The 14,246-nt window shown below is 69.4% G+C and carries 13 protein-coding genes; 10 read left to right on the top strand and 3 right to left on the bottom strand.

What is annotated here, in order from left to right:
* The first annotated feature begins 44 nt into the window (after positions 1-44).
* Positions 45-1,619, top strand: coding sequence for a CHAD domain-containing protein (locus ACAM52_RS33410; protein WP_369645687.1), 1,575 nt, complete (start codon positions 45-47; stop codon positions 1,617-1,619).
* Positions 1,620-1,688: 69 nt separating this feature from the next.
* Here the strand turns inward: ACAM52_RS33410 and ACAM52_RS33405 are convergent, their stop codons facing one another.
* The 3 genes from ACAM52_RS33405 to ACAM52_RS33395 all read right to left on the bottom strand — a co-directional run bounded on the left by ACAM52_RS33405 (position 1,689) and on the right by ACAM52_RS33395 (position 5,139).
* A complete protein-coding gene (locus ACAM52_RS33405; protein WP_369645686.1) occupies positions 1,689-2,165 on the bottom strand; it encodes a peptidylprolyl isomerase in 477 nt (158 codons plus the stop codon).
* A gap of 107 nt (positions 2,166-2,272) precedes the next feature.
* The gene (locus ACAM52_RS33400) at positions 2,273-4,078 is read right to left on the bottom strand and encodes a DEAD/DEAH box helicase (RefSeq protein WP_369645685.1); all 1,806 of its coding nucleotides are present in this window, start codon (positions 4,076-4,078) and stop codon (positions 2,273-2,275) included.
* Between the two features lie 116 nt (positions 4,079-4,194).
* Positions 4,195-5,139, bottom strand: coding sequence for a LysR family transcriptional regulator (locus tag ACAM52_RS33395; protein ID WP_369645684.1), 945 nt, complete (start codon positions 5,137-5,139; stop codon positions 4,195-4,197).
* A gap of 139 nt (positions 5,140-5,278) precedes the next feature.
* On the opposite strand from ACAM52_RS33395, the gene ACAM52_RS33390 reads away from it, so the two are divergent.
* The 9 genes from ACAM52_RS33390 (at position 5,279) to ACAM52_RS33350 (ending at position 14,209) form a co-directional block, all read left to right on the top strand.
* The gene (locus tag ACAM52_RS33390; protein ID WP_369645683.1) at positions 5,279-5,869 is read left to right on the top strand and encodes an NADPH-dependent FMN reductase; all 591 of its coding nucleotides are present in this window, start codon (positions 5,279-5,281) and stop codon (positions 5,867-5,869) included.
* Positions 5,866-6,720, top strand: coding sequence for a pirin family protein (locus tag ACAM52_RS33385; protein WP_369645682.1), 855 nt, complete (start codon positions 5,866-5,868; stop codon positions 6,718-6,720). The genes ACAM52_RS33390 and ACAM52_RS33385 overlap by 4 nt, the downstream gene beginning before the upstream one ends.
* Before the next feature lie 96 nt (positions 6,721-6,816).
* Complete coding sequence (locus ACAM52_RS33380; protein ID WP_369645681.1) at positions 6,817-8,022, top strand: M20 aminoacylase family protein; 1,206 nt, start codon at positions 6,817-6,819, stop codon at positions 8,020-8,022.
* A gap of 39 nt (positions 8,023-8,061) precedes the next feature.
* Positions 8,062-9,036 (top strand): tripartite tricarboxylate transporter substrate-binding protein, encoded by a 975-nt coding sequence (locus ACAM52_RS33375; protein ID WP_369645680.1) that lies wholly within the window; start codon positions 8,062-8,064, stop codon positions 9,034-9,036.
* A 448-nt stretch (positions 9,037-9,484) separates the two neighbouring features.
* Positions 9,485-10,627: a branched-chain amino acid ABC transporter substrate-binding protein gene (locus ACAM52_RS33370; RefSeq protein WP_095948363.1), complete on the top strand. Its 1,143-nt coding sequence runs from the start codon at positions 9,485-9,487 to the stop codon at positions 10,625-10,627.
* A 15-nt stretch (positions 10,628-10,642) separates the two neighbouring features.
* Positions 10,643-11,578 (top strand): 4-hydroxyproline epimerase, encoded by a 936-nt coding sequence (locus ACAM52_RS33365; protein WP_159274185.1) that lies wholly within the window; start codon positions 10,643-10,645, stop codon positions 11,576-11,578.
* 11 nt (positions 11,579-11,589) lie between these two features.
* Entirely contained in the window at positions 11,590-12,693 is a 1,104-nt protein-coding gene (locus tag ACAM52_RS33360; protein WP_369645679.1) for an NAD(P)/FAD-dependent oxidoreductase, read from the top strand.
* A complete protein-coding gene (locus ACAM52_RS33355) occupies positions 12,690-12,938 on the top strand; it encodes a (2Fe-2S)-binding protein (RefSeq protein ID WP_062482619.1) in 249 nt (82 codons plus the stop codon). The genes ACAM52_RS33360 and ACAM52_RS33355 overlap by 4 nt, the downstream gene beginning before the upstream one ends.
* The gene (locus tag ACAM52_RS33350) at positions 12,935-14,209 is read left to right on the top strand and encodes an FAD-dependent oxidoreductase (RefSeq protein ID WP_369645678.1); all 1,275 of its coding nucleotides are present in this window, start codon (positions 12,935-12,937) and stop codon (positions 14,207-14,209) included. The genes ACAM52_RS33355 and ACAM52_RS33350 overlap by 4 nt, the downstream gene beginning before the upstream one ends.
* The last annotated feature ends 37 nt before the right edge of the window (positions 14,210-14,246 follow it).

Raw genomic sequence — 14,246 nt, 5'->3', positions numbered from 1 at the left:
ATCGGCCGGCACCACGTCGTTGAGGGGAAAAAAGAGCGGGCATCATGAACACCATGGAAATCGAGTTCAAGTTCTGTATTCCCGCCGGCCGCCTGAAGGCCGTCGAAGCCGCATTGCGGCGCGGCGCCGTCGTGCGCACGCGCCTGCAGGCCCGCTATTTCGACACCGCCGACCAGCGCCTCGTCGCCGACGGCATGGTGCTGCGGCTGCGCAAGGAGGGCCGGCGCTGGGTGCAGACCGTCAAGGCCGCCGGCGACAACGCGCTGCACCGGCTCGAGCACAACGTCGACCTGGGCACCGGCGCCGCTGCGCCCGCCATCGACCCCGCGCGCCATGCCGGCACGCCCGTCGGCGAGCGGCTGGCCCGCCTGCTGCAAGCGGCCGACGGCGGCGCGGTGCCGCTGGTCGAGCGCCAGTCGACCGACATCGTGCGGCTCACGCGCGACCTGCGCGTGAGCGGCCCGGCCGGCGCCGTCGTCGAGATGGCGCTCGACGTCGGCAAGGTCGTCGCGCACGCGGGCACGCCCGCGCAGCGCGCCTCGCCCGTGTGCGAGCTGGAGCTCGAACTCAAGAGCGGCGACGTGCAGGGGCTCGTCGCGCTCGCGCGGCGCTGGTCGCAGCAGCACGGCCTGTGGTTCAGCACCGTCTCGAAGGCCGAACGCGGCATGCGCCTGCTGGCCGAACAGGAGACGGTGCCCGCCGTCAAGGCCGAAGCGCCGCGCTTTTCCGCTCACGGCCGAGACGGCCGCGCCCTCCAGCAGGCAGTGGTCGCGTCGTGCCTGGACCAGATGCTGCCCAACGCCAGCGAGATCGCCGCGGGCAGCACCGACGAAGAGCAGATCCACCAGTTGCGCATCGGCATCCGACGCCTGCGCACCGCGCTGCGCGAACTGGCGGGGCTCGATGCCGACACCAGCCGCTTCGACGCCGCCGCGTGGGAGCAGCCGCTGGTCGACGCCTTCCGCGCGCTCGGCGAACTGCGCGACCGCGAACAGGTCGTGAAGCTCGCGCAGCCGCGGCTGCGTGAAGCGGGTGCGCCGGAGGTCGATCCGCTGGTGGGCGATGCCAGCGATGCGGCTGCCGCGCCGGCGCTGACACCCGGCGACATCGTGCGCGCCGCCGCGTTCCAGGACGTGCTCGTGTCGCTGATCGGCTTCACCGCTGCCGCACCCGAGTCGACGGGCCCGACGCCGCTCGCTGCCGACGCGGCCCTTCAGTTGCTGCGCGAGCGGCTCCAGCGCTTGCACAAACAGGCGGTGCGCGACGGCCGGCGCTTCGAATCGCTCGCCACCGAACACCAGCACCGCGCGCGCAAGCGGCTCAAGCGCCTGCGCTACCTGGCGGAGTTCGCGGCGCCGCTGTTCACCGAGGCGGAAGGCGGCAAGAAGAAGGACGCGGCCGGGCGCTACCTGAAGGCCCTGCGCCCCGCGCAGGACGCGCTGGGCGAGTTCAATGACGAGGCCGTGGCGCTCGCGCTGTACCGCGAGGTCGCGGCGCGCGACCCGCGTGCGTGGTTCGCGGTCGGCTGGTTCAGCGCGCGCCGCGCGGCGGGGGCGACGGCGTGTCGCGAGGCGCTGGAGAGAATCGGCGAGGCGCCGAGGTTCTGGAAGAAGAAGTAACCAGGAAGCAGCTGGCGAAGCGAACGCCGGGCCCACGCGGCCCTCGGCGTTCGTCAGTCACGCCATCGATCAGTGATGGTGCCCGTGCGCCCCATGCACATGCCGGTGCTCGATCTCCACCGGCAGCGCCGCGCGCACGTCCGTCACCTGCAGGCTGAACTTCAGCGCCTTGCCGGCCCACGGGTGGTTGCCGTCGAGCAGCACGACCGGACCCTTGATCTTGGTCACGGTGAAGACGTGCTCGGTGCCGTCGTCGAGCCGGCCCTGCAACTGGCCGCCGACCTTCACGCCGGGCGGGAACTCGGTCTTGGGAATGCTGCGCACCAGCGTCTCGTCGCGCAGGCCGAAGGCGTCTTCGGGGGCGAGGTTCAGCGTGGTCTGGTAGCCCTTTTCCTGGCCGTCGAGCGCTTGCTCGATCTTGGGCAGGGTGTTCTCGTAACCGCCATGCAGGTAGGCCATCGGCTCGGGGCTGGCTTCGATGAGCTTGCCCTGGGCGTCGGCGACTTTGTACTTGAGGGTGACGACGGTGTCTTTTTCGATTTTCATGGCGGGCATTTTCACGCGAATGCCCATCGTTGCGCTGGGAGGCCGGACGAACCCCCAGGTGCCATGCCAGGGCGACGGCGTGAATGCCGGCGGATGCGCGTGGCGCCCTAAAGGCGCTTGCCGAATGCCGCGTCGCCGCTGACCGTGATGAAGAGCGCCTGGGTCGCCCGCGTTGCCGCGACATAAAAGAGCCGGGCTTCTTCGCGTTCGTCGTCGGTTTCGCGGGGCATGGCACCGCTTCCGACCACCGCAACGACGGGAAACTCAAGTCCCTTGCTGGCGTGCATCGTGAGCACCTTGATGGTGTCTGCGTCGGGCTTGAAGTCGCCCGTTCCCTTGCGGACTTGGTGCGGCAACTTTCGATGTCGCAGCGCGCTTGCGCACTCTTCCATGGCGGCGTACTGGCGGCAGATCACGGCCATGTCGCCCCATGCATGCCCCTCCTGGTGTGCGGCGCTCAGCAACTCAGCGACCTTGACCGCCTCGTCACGCAACGTGGGCAGGCGAATCACCAAGGGCGCATGGCCTTCGCGTCCGCAACTGATGGGGTGCAGCAGCGGAATGCCGTCGTCGTCCTTGTCTTCCGCCGTCAGCAGATCGGAAGCGATCAGGCTCGCGGTCTGCAGGATCTGCTTGGTATTGCGATAGTTGATCTTGAGCACCGTGGTGCGGCCCTGCGCCTGGATGCCTACGCTCTTGAAGCTGAATTGCTTGGTGCGCTGCCGTTCGTAGATGCTCTGCGCATCGTCATACAGCAGCAACAGGCTGTTGGTGCCGGGGTCGACCATCTGCGTCACAAGCCGCAGCCATTCAGGCTGGAAGTCGTGGCCTTCATCGATCAGCACGGCTTGATACTGGCCTGAGGGAATCTGCTTGCGGTCCACGCCGCGGATCACGCGGTCGACGATTTCTTCCATGAGCTTCGACGTGCTCATTTTTTCCGTCGGCACCTGCCCGTACGCAACCAACTGGTCCCGGCACCATTTGTGGAAGTGGCGCGCATGCACCTTGTCGCTCAGGCCCTTGGCTTCCAAGGTCGACGCAAGTTTCACGGCCAACGGCTCGTTGTAGCAGAGCACGAGGATCGGCTTGGTGGTCACGCTCTTGGCCAGGTACTCGGCGCGATAGCCGAGGATCATGGTCTTGCCCGAGCCGGCCACCCCGTGGATCACGCGGTGGCCGTCCCCCAGGCTTCGAGCCAGTTGCTCCTGCTGCAGGTCCATCACCCGCAGAAGGTCGGGAACCAGCGCTTCCGCGTCGTTGTCGTCGAACAGGATGCCTTGGCTCTGTACCCTCACCTCAGGAAACAGCGTCCATCGCACACGGTCGATCTGCGGCAAGGAAAGCGTGCCGCGCATGAGCACTGGGAACATGCTCCAGAACTGGCTTTGCAGCGCTTCGGCGTCGACGCTTTCGGTCATTTCGTCAGAGCACACGACGCGATGGGCTTCGATGGCGCGATGCAATTCGGCTGCTTCGAACTGCTTGCGCGTGATGTTGGTCAGGACGACGCCGTAGCTCCACGGAAAGGTCAGCATGCCCTGCCATTTGCCTTCTGCGTGGACCAACTGCGCGTCGCGCTTGAGGGCGTCGACGACCTGATGCGCATGCTGGCGAGCCTGCTCGGCCGGGTTGATGACGGTCTTGGGGACGCCATCCGCCAGGATTTCCCAACTGCCCTTGCTGGCCTGGCGAATGGTGTCGAGCCGCCAGTCCTTCACTTCAAGAATCAAGAGTCCGCGATGCGGATGCAGCACAACGAAATCGGGATGCGAGCGTTTTGGCCCGACGGGCACGTCGTACCAAAGGAGGTAGTCGCTGTCGAGCTTTTGTTCCAGGCGCTCCGCGAGGCGCCGCTCGCCGGAGGTCATGCGGGAAACGCAACTGCCTAAGGCTGGGATGAGGGTGGCCAAGCTTCGGTCCGCTCCGAAATGATTGTTTCAAAACGTCTCTTGTAAAGCAGGCGGCGTTGCACCGCATCGCGGAACTACCCTGAAAGAGGGGCAACCCCTTTCAACTGCCAAATAAGTCACGAAATCAGAGGGCGCACTCGCGTCGCCCGCCACACATCCGGCAACGCCTCCTCCTCCCGCAGCTTCTGCGTCACCATCCCGATGAACGCCGACACCGCCCGCGGCAGGTGCTTGCGGCTCGGGTAGACCACGCTCAGCCCGTGCCCGGTGCGCTGGTACTGCGGCAGCACCGGCACCAGCCGCCCCGCCTCCACGTCGAGCCGACCCATGGCGGGCGGCAGCAGCGCGATGCCCAGACCGGCGATGGCGGCCTTGCGCAGCGCCTGCGCGGTGTTGCCGCTGAAGCGGCCGCCCACCTGCACTTCTTCTTCCTTCCCGCCGGGCCCGGTCAGGCGCCAGGTGGTGCGGCCGCTGGGGTGGGCGGGGGTCACGCAGTCGTGGTCGGCCAGCTCGCTCAGCGTGGCGGGGGTGCCGCGCGCGGCCAGGTAGGCGGGGCTGGCGACGAGGCCGTCGGTGCGCGGGCCGAGCAGCTGGCGGGCGACGTACCCCGAGTCGGCCAGCGCGCCGCCGCGGAAGGCGATGTCGATCTGCTCGGCGATCAGGTCGGCCTTGGCGTCGCTGAGCACGAACTCGACGCGCACCAGCGGGTACGCGGCCAGGAAATCGGCCACCCAGGCCATGGGAAAGAAGTCGAAGAAATCGGCCGTGGCCGCCACGCGCACGCGGCCGCTGGGTTCCTGGCTGCCGGTGATGAGCGCCTGCCCGGCCTCGACCAGCCCGTCGACCGCCTCGGCGCACTGTTCGTGAAAGGCCTGCCCGGCGCCGGTGAGCGTGAGCTTGCGGGTCGAGCGCTGCAGCAGCCGGGTGCCGAGCTGCGCCTCCAATTGCTGGATGCGCCGGCTCACGGTGTTGGGCGGCAGGCCCAGCCGGCGGCCGGCCTCGGCGAAGCTGCCGTGGCGCACCACCTGCACGAAGACGGCGATGTCGTTGAGGTCGAGCATGGCGGGGCCTATTCCTTCTGTTCGTGGACGAGTGCAATCCGACTCTACCGTCTAGTCGATCAATGCGTGCGTGCCTAACCTTCAGTCCATGGCCTTTCCGGCCTTCGACCACCTCATTTCATTCAGGAGCACGCACCCCATGACCGGACAGCAACAACAACCCCGCATCGGCATCGTCATCGGCTCGACCCGCGAAGGCCGCTTCGGCGAGAAGCCCGCGCACTGGATCCACGAGATCGCGAAGCAGCGCACCGACCTCGCCTTCGAGCTGGTCGACCTGCGCGAGCACCCGCTGCCCTTTTTCAACGAAGCCGGCGCGCCCGCCTGGGGCCCGGTGAAGAACGAGGCCGCGCAGCGCTGGCAGGCCAAGCTGGCGACCTTCGACGGGCTGATCATCGTCACGCCCGAGTACAACCACGGCCCGAGCGCGGTGCTGAAGAACGCGATCGACTGGGCCTACAAGGAGTTCATCCGCAAGCCGATCGGCTTTGTGGGCTACGGCGGCGTGGGCGCGGCGCGGGCCGTGGAGCAGCTGCGGCTGGTCGCGGTCGAGATGCAGATGGCGCCGGTGCGGCACGCGGTGCACATCGGCATGGTCGAGTTCCTGGGCATCTGGCAGCAGGGCAAGTCCTTCGACGACTTCCCGCACCTGGTGCAGTCGGCCACAGGCCTGCTCGACGACATGGCGTGGTGGACCCGCGCACTGAAGACCGCCAGGGAGGCCGTATGAGCGCAGTGGTTGCCACCGACACCCGCGCCATCGTCTACCGCACGCGCGGCGCGAAGCACGGGCCGATCACGCGGCTCATGAGCCCCGGCGACCTGGGCGAATACCTCAAGCCCTTCGTGTTCCTGGACCTGTTCGGCTTCGATGTCGACGGCGGCCACAAGGGCTTCGGCCTGCACCCGCACTCGGGCATCGCCACGCTGACGTGGCTCATCGAAGGCGACACGCTGTACGAGGACACGACCGGCGAACAGGGCGTGCTGCGCGGTGGCGGCGTCGAGTGGATGCGCGCCGGCAACGGCGTGTGGCACACGGGCGCACCGGCGCCGGGCGTGACGCGCGTGCAGGGCTTCCAGCTCTGGGTGGCGCTGCCGGCCGCCGAGGAAAACGCGCCCGCGCAGAGCATCTACCTCGCGCCCTCGCAGGTGCCGCAGGAAGGCCCGGCGCGCGTGCTGCTCGGGCGCTACGGCGCGGCGCAGAGCCCCATTCCGGCGCCCTCGCCGATGAACTACCTGGCCGTGCAGCTCAAGGGCGGCGAACGCTGGCGCTACACGCCGCCCGCCGGCCACACGGTGGGCTGGGTCGCGGTGAACGCGGGCCGGCTCGACGCGGGCGACGGCACCGGCGGCCCCATCGGCACGGGCGAGCTCGCGGTGTTCGAGGAGTCCGACGCGGCCATCGACGTCGTGGCGCAGGGCGACACGGCCTTCGTGCTCGGCTCGGCGGTGCCGCACCCGCACGAGCTGGTGATGGGCCACTACTCGGTGCACACGAGCCGCGCGACGCTCGACCGGGGCGAGGCCGAGATCCGCCGCATCGGCGCGACGCTGCGCGAGGAAGGCCGGCTCGGCTGAGCGACGAACCGCGCGTAAGCCAGCATGCGCCGCACGGGCGGCTGCGCCAGAATCGTTCGCTTCTGCTTTTCGCGAACGATCCCGCAGCCGCCCGCCATGAATCTCGTCGACGCCTTCGCCGCCCACGCCACCCGTTTCATCGACATCCGGCGCGACATCCACGCCCACCCCGAACTCGGTTTCGAGGAGCACCGCACCTCCGAGAAGGTCGCGAGCCTGCTGACCGAATGGGGCATCGAGGTGCACCGCGGCATCGCGGGCACGGGGCTCGTAGGCGTGCTGCGCAAGGGCACGGGCAGCCGCACCATCGGCCTGCGCGCGGACATGGACGCGCTGCCGCTGCACGAGGCCAACGCGTTCGCCCACAAGTCGACGAACCCCGGCCGCATGCACGCCTGCGGCCATGACGGCCACACGACGATGCTGCTGGCCGCCGCCTGGCACCTGTCGCAGCAAGGGCCGGATGATTTCGACGGCACCGTGCATTTCATCTTCCAGCCCGCCGAGGAGATGGGCAAGGCCGGCGCCAAGAAGATGATCGACGAGGGCCTCTTCGAGCGCTTTCCGTGCGACGCGGTCTTCGGGCTGCACAACTTTCCCGTCGGCGACGTGGGCCGCTTCGCGCTCAACGAAGGCGCGCTGATGGCGTCGAGCAACACCTACAAGATCACCGTGCGCGGGCGCGGCACGCACGCCTCGATGCCGCACACCGGCATCGACCCGGTGGCCGCGGTGGTCACGCTGGCGCAGCAGCTGCAGACCATCGTGGCACGCACCATTCCCAGCACCGAGCGCGCACTGTTGGCGGTCACGCAGCTGCAGGGCTCGGATGCACCGAACGTGATTCCCGATGTGGCGACGGTCGGCGGCACGATCCGCACCTTTTCCATCGAAGCCATCGACAAGCTCGAGGCGCGGCTGCGCGAAGTGGCGGCCGGCGTGGCGGCGGCGCATGGCTGCACGGCCGAGGTGTACTTCAACCGCTCCTCGCCGCCGACCGTGAACCATCCGGCCGAGGCGCGCTTTGCCGCCGGCGTGATGCGCGAGGTGGTGGGCGACGACATGGTCACCGACGACTTCCCTGCCGTGATGGGCGCCGAGGACTTCGCGCACATGCTGCTGGCACGGCCCGGCTGCTACGCCTTCCTGGGCAATGGCGACGGCGACCACCGGCTGGACGGCCACGGGCCCGGCCCTTGCATCATCCACAACACCTCGTTCGACTTCAACGACGAGATCATCCCGATCGGTGCCAGCTACTTCGTGAAGCTGGTGCAGCGCTGGCTGCCGTCGGGCACCTGAAACACGACTTTTTTGTTGACGATGAAAGCGGCCACCTCGATGACTTTTCCCCTGTTCACCCGACGTTCGCTGGCTGCGCTTGCAGCCGCCGTGGCCCTGGGCGGCCTTGGTGCCGCGCACGCGCAGCAGCGCGTGATCCACATCATCGTGCCCTTCGGTACGGGCGCCGTGCAGGACACGGTGGCGCGCGCCTTCAACAACGAGCTGGGCGTCGCGCTCGGCGGCAGCGCCATCGTCGAGAACCGCGCGGGCGCGGGCGGCACGGTGGGCGCGGCGGTGGCGGCCAAGGCGCCGGCCGACGGCAACACGCTGGTGCTGGCGGCGGCCAGCCACAACATCGCGGGCTTCCTGTACAGCAAGCTGCCCTACGACCCGCTGAAGGACTTTGTCGGCGTGGCGAACGTGGGCAACGCGGGCTACGTGCTGGCGGTGGCCAGCGGCATGAACGTGTCCAACACGGCCGACTTCATCAAGGAGGTCAAGGCCAACCCCGGCAAGTACAACTACGCCTCGGCCGGCAACGGCAGCGCCACGCACCTGGCGATGGCGTCGTTCCTCGCGAAGGCGGGGCTGCAGATGACGCACATCCCGACCAAGTCGACCGGCGAGGCCGTGAACGAGGTGCTCGCGGGCCGCGTGCAGGCGGTGATCTCGTCGAGCATCGGCGTGATGGGCTTCCAGGACGACGCACGCGTGAAGCTGCTGGCCTCCACGGGCCAGGCGCGCAGCCCCTTCCTGCCGAAGCTGCCGACGGTGGGCGAGAGCGGCCTGCCGGGCTACGCCTTCGATTCGTGGATCGGCCTCTTGGCACCGGCGGGCACGCCGAAGGCCGAGGTCGAGCGCATCAACGCGGCGGCCAACAAGGTGCTGGCCGATCCGGCGATCCAGGAACGCTTCAAGCGCCTGGGCGTGGAGCCGCGCAGCCAGAGCGCCGACGCCTTCCAGAAGCTGCTGCGTGCGGATTGGGATGCGATGGGGGCGGTGGTGAAGGCTTCGGGGGCGAAGGTCGACTGACCTTCTTGTTGTTGTCCGGGTGGGTGCTCCTGTTCGGGGCGCGTGCCCGGGCCACCGGGTACTTCCCTCCGCGAATGTCCCCCGGGGCTGCGCCCCTCCTCCTTGATTTCGCTGCGGGAAGCACCCAGTGGCCAGGGCACGGAGCACGCTGTGGGTTCTTCGCTGATCAACCACCGCACTGACCCGATCACGTCGATGGGGTGCCTTGCGCAGCGAAATTAAGGAGGAGCCCGAAGGGCGGGGGACATTCGCGGAGCAAGGTGCCCCGTCGGCGGGATCGCCGCCCTGAACGGCCCGTTCGTTCACAGATATCACAGAAGCCCAGCCACCGAAAGAGCGCTTGCCCCACAGATATCTACAAGATATGTGCTTAATATATTTAAACTGAGACAGGTCTCCATGCACTCGGCCCTGTCGTTTTTCATTGTTCCCAACCCTAGGAAGAAGCATGAAGTCACAAGCAGGCATGGTTTCCTCACTCAGTCTCGCGGGCCTGGTCGCCCTGGCCGTGGCCAGCCCCGCGCAGGCACAGGAGCAGGTGGTCAAGATCGGCCACAGCGGTCCGCTGTCGGGTCCCAACGCCTTTGCGGGCAAGGACAATGAAAACGGCATTCGCCTGGCGATCGAGGAGCTCAACGCGAAGAAGCTCAGCGTCGGCGGCAAGACGCTGAAGTTCGAGCTGGTCTCCGAAGACGACCAGTGCGACGCCAAGACCGGCGTGAGCGTGGCGCAGAAGTTCGTCGACGACGGCGTCAAGTTCGTCATGGGCCCGTACTGCTCGGGCGTGGCCATTCCGGCCTCGCGCATCTACAGCGACGGCGGCACGCTGGTGTCCACCGTGGGCACCAACCCGAAGGTCACGCAGGGCGGCTACAAGAACCTGTACCGCATCATCGCCAGCGACAACCAGATCGGCGGCGCCATGGCCGTGTACGCGGCCAAGGAACTGAAGGTGAAGAAGGTCGGCGTGATCGACGACCGCACGGCTTTCGGCCAGGGCCTCGCCGAAGAGTTCACCAAGGAAGCGAAGAAGCAGGGCCTCACCATCGTGGGCCAGGAGTTCACCACCGACAAGGCCGTCGACTTCACCGCCATCCTGACCAACATGAAGGGCAAGGCGCCCGAGGCGATCTTCTTCGGCGGCTACGCGCCGCAGGCCGCGCCCATGGCGCGCCAGATGAAGCAGCTGGCCGTGCCCGGCAAGCTGCTGGGCGGCGACACCGTGTGCAGCCCGGCCACCGGCAAGATCGGCGGCGACGCGGTGAACGACCTGGTGTTCTGCGCGCAGGGCGGCTCCATGCTCGAGAAGGCGCAAAGCGGCCCGGCCTTCAAGGAGAAGTTCAAGAAGCGCTTCAACGTCGACCCCGACGCGTACGCCGCCTCGTACTATGACCAGGTGCTGTTCATCGGCGAGTCGATGAAGAAGGCCAACGCCATCGACCCCGACAAGGTCGGCGCCGAGCTCTACAAGGCCACCTACAAGGGCGTGGCCGCCACCTACGCGTACGACGACAAGGGCAACATGAAGCAGGCGCCCATCACCGTCTTCACGTTCAAGAACGCGGCCCCGGTGCCGATCGCCAGCTACTGAGTGAGCCCCACACCCATGCAACGCATCCAGGTCATCGACTCACACACGGGCGGCGAGCCCACGCGCCTTGTGATCGGCGGCTTTCCCGATCTGGGGAAAGGCTCCATGGCCGAGCGCCGCACGCTGCTGGCCGATCAACACGACAAGTGGCGCGCCGCCGCCGTGCTCGAGCCGCGCGGCAGTGATGTCGTGGTCGGCGCGCTGCTGTGCGAGCCGGTGTCACCCGATGCGGCGGCCGGCGTGGTCTTCTTCAACAACGCCGGGTATCTGGGCATGTGCGGCCACGGCACCATCGGACTGGTCGCGAGCCTGGCGCACATGGGCCGCATCGGCGTGGGCGAGCACCGCATCGAGACGCCCGTGGGCACGGTGACGACCACGCTGCACGCAGACGGTTCGGTGAGCGTGCGCAACGTGCCCGCGTACCGTCACCTGCACCAGGTGGCGGTCGAGCTGCCGGGCCACGGCACCGTGCGCGGCGACGTGGCGTGGGGCGGCAACTGGTTCTTCCTCGTGAGCGAGCACGGCCAGCGCGTGGCGAGCGACAACCTCGCGGCGCTGACCGACTACACCGCCGCATTGCGCCGCGCGCTCGCAGCGCAGGGCATCACGGGCGCGGACGGCGCGGAGATCGATCACATCGAACTCTTCGCGAACGATGACGACGGCGCCGACAGCCGCAACTTCGTGCTGTGCCCCGGCAACGCCTACGACCGCTCGCCCTGCGGCACCGGCACCAGCGCCAAGATCGCCTGCCTCGCGGCCGACGGCAAGCTCGCGCCGGGCGCGGTGTGGCGGCAGGCCAGCGTGATCGGCAGCGTCTTCGAGGCGAGCTACGCGATGGACGGCGACCAGGTCATTCCCACGCTGCGCGGCCGCGCGCACATCAGCGCCGAGGCCACATTGCTCATCGACGACGAAGACCCCTTCGGCTGGGGCATCCGCCTCTGACCCCGGGGCGCATGGACGCGGACGTCATTGTCATCGGCGCCGGCATCGTCGGCGCGGCGTGCGCCCATGCGCTGGCGCAGGCCGGGCGCCGCGTGCGCGTGCTCGACGCGCGCCTGGGCGGTGCCACCGGCGCGGGCATGGGCCACCTCGTGGTGATGGGCGACAACGCGGCCGAGCTCGAACTCAGCCGCCATTCGGTCGCGCAATGGCGCGCCCTCGCACCGCGCCTGGGCGCCGACTGCGCCTACAGCCCCTGCGGCACGCTCTGGATCGCGGCGAACGACGAGGAAATGGCCGAGGCCGAACGCAAGCAGCAGCGGCTGGGCGCGCTCGGTATCGAGAGCCGGCTGCTGGGCGCGAGCGAACTCGCGCGCGCCGAACCCGCCCTGCGCGCCGGCCTGTCGGGCGCGCTCGAAGTGCCGGGCGACGGCATCCTCTATGCGCCGAACGCGGCGCGCTGGCTGCTCGCGCAGCACGCGGCATTGGTGCAGGTCGAGCACGCGAAGGTCGAGGCCATCGAAGACGACGGCACGCTGCGCCTGTCCGATGGCAGCCGCCGCACCGCGCCGCAGGTCGTGCTCGCCAACGGCATCGAGGCGACGGCGCTGTGCCCCGAGCTGCCGATCCGCCCCAAGAAGGGCCACCTGCTCATCACCGATCGCTACCCGGGCACGGTGCGCCACCAGCTCGTCGAGCTGGGCTACGTGACCAGCGCGCACCACAGCGACGGCGACTCGGTCGCCTTCAATGTGCAGCCGCGGCCCACGGGGCAGCTGCTGGTGGGCTCGTCGCGCCAGTTCGACACGACCGACCTGGCCGTGGAGGCACCGATGCTCGCGCGCATGCTGCAGCGCACGCTCGACTACCTGCCGGGGCTCGCCGACCTGAACGCCGTGCGTGCGTGGACCGGCCTGCGTGCCGCCTCGCCCGACGGCCTGCCGCTGCTGGGCAGGCACCCGTGGCGCGAGAAGCTCTGGCTCGCGGTCGGCCATGAAGGGCTGGGCGTGACCACGGCACCGGGCAGCGCGCACGTGCTCGCGGCGCTGATGACCGGCGCAGCGCCCGATTTCGACGCCGCGCCATATGCGCCGCGCGGCCTGCGGGAGAGGGCATGAGCGATCGGACGCAACTGCACATCGATGGCCAGCTCGTGCGCGTGAAAGCGGGCAGTTCGGTCGCCGCCGCCTTGCGCATCGCCGGCGGCATGGGCGCGGCGCGCACCTCCGTCACGGGCCAGCCGCGCGCGCCGTTCTGCGGCATGGGCGTGTGCCAGGAATGCCGCGTGCAGATCGACGGGCGGCGCCGCCTCGCCTGCCAGACCGTGTGCGCCGAGGGCATGCGCGTGGAGACGACGGCATGAGCGGCGTGGCGATCGACGCGTGCGATGTGCTGGTCGTCGGCGCGGGCCCCGCGGGCATGGCCGCGGCCGTGGCGGCAGCGGCCAGTGGTGCGTCGGTCGTGGTGATCGACGACAACCCCGCGCCCGGCGGACAGATCTGGCGCGACGGCCCCGGCGCATCGCTGCCGCCGGCGGCACGCCAATGGCGCGAGGCGCTCGCACGCCACGCAAACATCCGCGTGCACAGCGGCACGCGTGTCGTCGCCGCGCCTGCTTCGCATGAATTGCTGCTCGAAGACGCCGAGGGCGCGACGCGCATGCAGTGGAAAAAGCTCATCCTGTGCACCGGCGCGCGCGAGCTGCTGCTGCCCTTCCCCGGTTGGACGCTGCCCGGCGTGACGGGCGCGGGCGGGCTGCAGGCGCTGATCAAGGCCGGCCTGCCGGTCGAGGGCGAGCGCATCGTCGTCGCGGGCAGCGGGCCCTTGCTGCTGGCCGCCGCCGCCACGGCCAAGGCGGCGGGCGCGCAGGTGCTGCGCATCGCCGAGCAGGCCTCGTTCGCCTCGGTCGCGGCCTTCGGTGCCAGCCTCGTGCGCTGGCCCGGCAAGGCCGTGCAGGCGCTCACGCTGGCCGATGCGAACTACCGCACCGCGTCGCGCGTGGTCTCGGCGCAGGGCGCGACGCAGGTCGAATCGGTGCGGCTGCGCGAAGGCAGCCGCGAGGTCGAGATGGCCTGCGACCGCATCGCCTGCGGCTTCGGCCTCACGCCCAACACGCAGCTGGGTCAGCTGCTCGGCTGCGCGCTCGCGGGGCCGGGGCTCGCGGTCGATGCGCTGCAGGCCACGAGCGTCGCGGGCATCTACGCGGCGGGCGAATGCACCGGCTTCGGCGGCAGCGAGCGCGCGCTGGTGCAGGGCACCATCGCCGGCCACGCGGCCGTCGGCGAGGCCGCCCAGGCCCGCGCGCACGACCGCGAACGCGCCCGCTGGGACGCCTTCGCCGCCCAACTGCACCGCCGCTTCGCGCTGGCCGACGACCTCAAGGCCCTGCCCCACCCCGACACGCTCGTGTGCCGTTGCGAAGACGTGCCCTTTGCCGCGCTCTCGGCCTGCACCGGCTGGACCGACGCCAAGCTGCACCGCCGCTGCGGCATGGGTGCCTGCCAGGGGCGCGTCTGCGGCGACGCGGCGCAGTTCCTGTTCGGCTGGACGCCGCCCGCGCCGCGCCCGCCGCTGGTGCCGGTCCGCATCGAGACACTGGCCGGGCTCGCAGCGCCCGGCGACGCCCGACAATGACGGCCCCGCATCCGCACACGCACGAGCACATCCACAT

Origin of the sequence: Variovorax sp. V118 (assembly GCF_041154445.1) — a bacterium.
GTDB lineage: Bacteria > Pseudomonadota > Gammaproteobacteria > Burkholderiales > Burkholderiaceae_C > Variovorax > Variovorax boronicumulans.
This window is presented reverse-complemented; position numbering and strand designations above follow the sequence as displayed.

Bases quoted from the DNA above. Each gene is read 5' to 3' on its own strand.
- ACAM52_RS33410 (WP_369645687.1), top strand. From the start codon at position 45: ATGAACACCATGGAAATCGAGTTCAAGTTCTGTATTCCCGCCGGCCGC.
- ACAM52_RS33405 (WP_369645686.1), bottom strand. From the start codon at position 2,165: ATGAAAATCGAAAAAGACACCGTCGTCACCCTCAAGTACAAAGTCGCC.
- ACAM52_RS33395 (WP_369645684.1), bottom strand. From the start codon at position 5,139: ATGCTCGACCTCAACGACATCGCCGTCTTCGTGCAGGTGGTGCGCCAC.
- ACAM52_RS33390 (WP_369645683.1), top strand. From the start codon at position 5,279: ATGACCGGACAGCAACAACAACCCCGCATCGGCATCGTCATCGGCTCG.
- ACAM52_RS33385 (WP_369645682.1), top strand. From the start codon at position 5,866: ATGAGCGCAGTGGTTGCCACCGACACCCGCGCCATCGTCTACCGCACG.
- ACAM52_RS33380 (WP_369645681.1), top strand. From the start codon at position 6,817: ATGAATCTCGTCGACGCCTTCGCCGCCCACGCCACCCGTTTCATCGAC.
- ACAM52_RS33375 (WP_369645680.1), top strand. From the start codon at position 8,062: ATGACTTTTCCCCTGTTCACCCGACGTTCGCTGGCTGCGCTTGCAGCC.
- ACAM52_RS33370 (WP_095948363.1), top strand. From the start codon at position 9,485: ATGAAGTCACAAGCAGGCATGGTTTCCTCACTCAGTCTCGCGGGCCTG.
- ACAM52_RS33365 (WP_159274185.1), top strand. From the start codon at position 10,643: ATGCAACGCATCCAGGTCATCGACTCACACACGGGCGGCGAGCCCACG.
- ACAM52_RS33360 (WP_369645679.1), top strand. From the start codon at position 11,590: ATGGACGCGGACGTCATTGTCATCGGCGCCGGCATCGTCGGCGCGGCG.
- ACAM52_RS33355 (WP_062482619.1), top strand. From the start codon at position 12,690: ATGAGCGATCGGACGCAACTGCACATCGATGGCCAGCTCGTGCGCGTG.
- ACAM52_RS33350 (WP_369645678.1), top strand. From the start codon at position 12,935: ATGAGCGGCGTGGCGATCGACGCGTGCGATGTGCTGGTCGTCGGCGCG.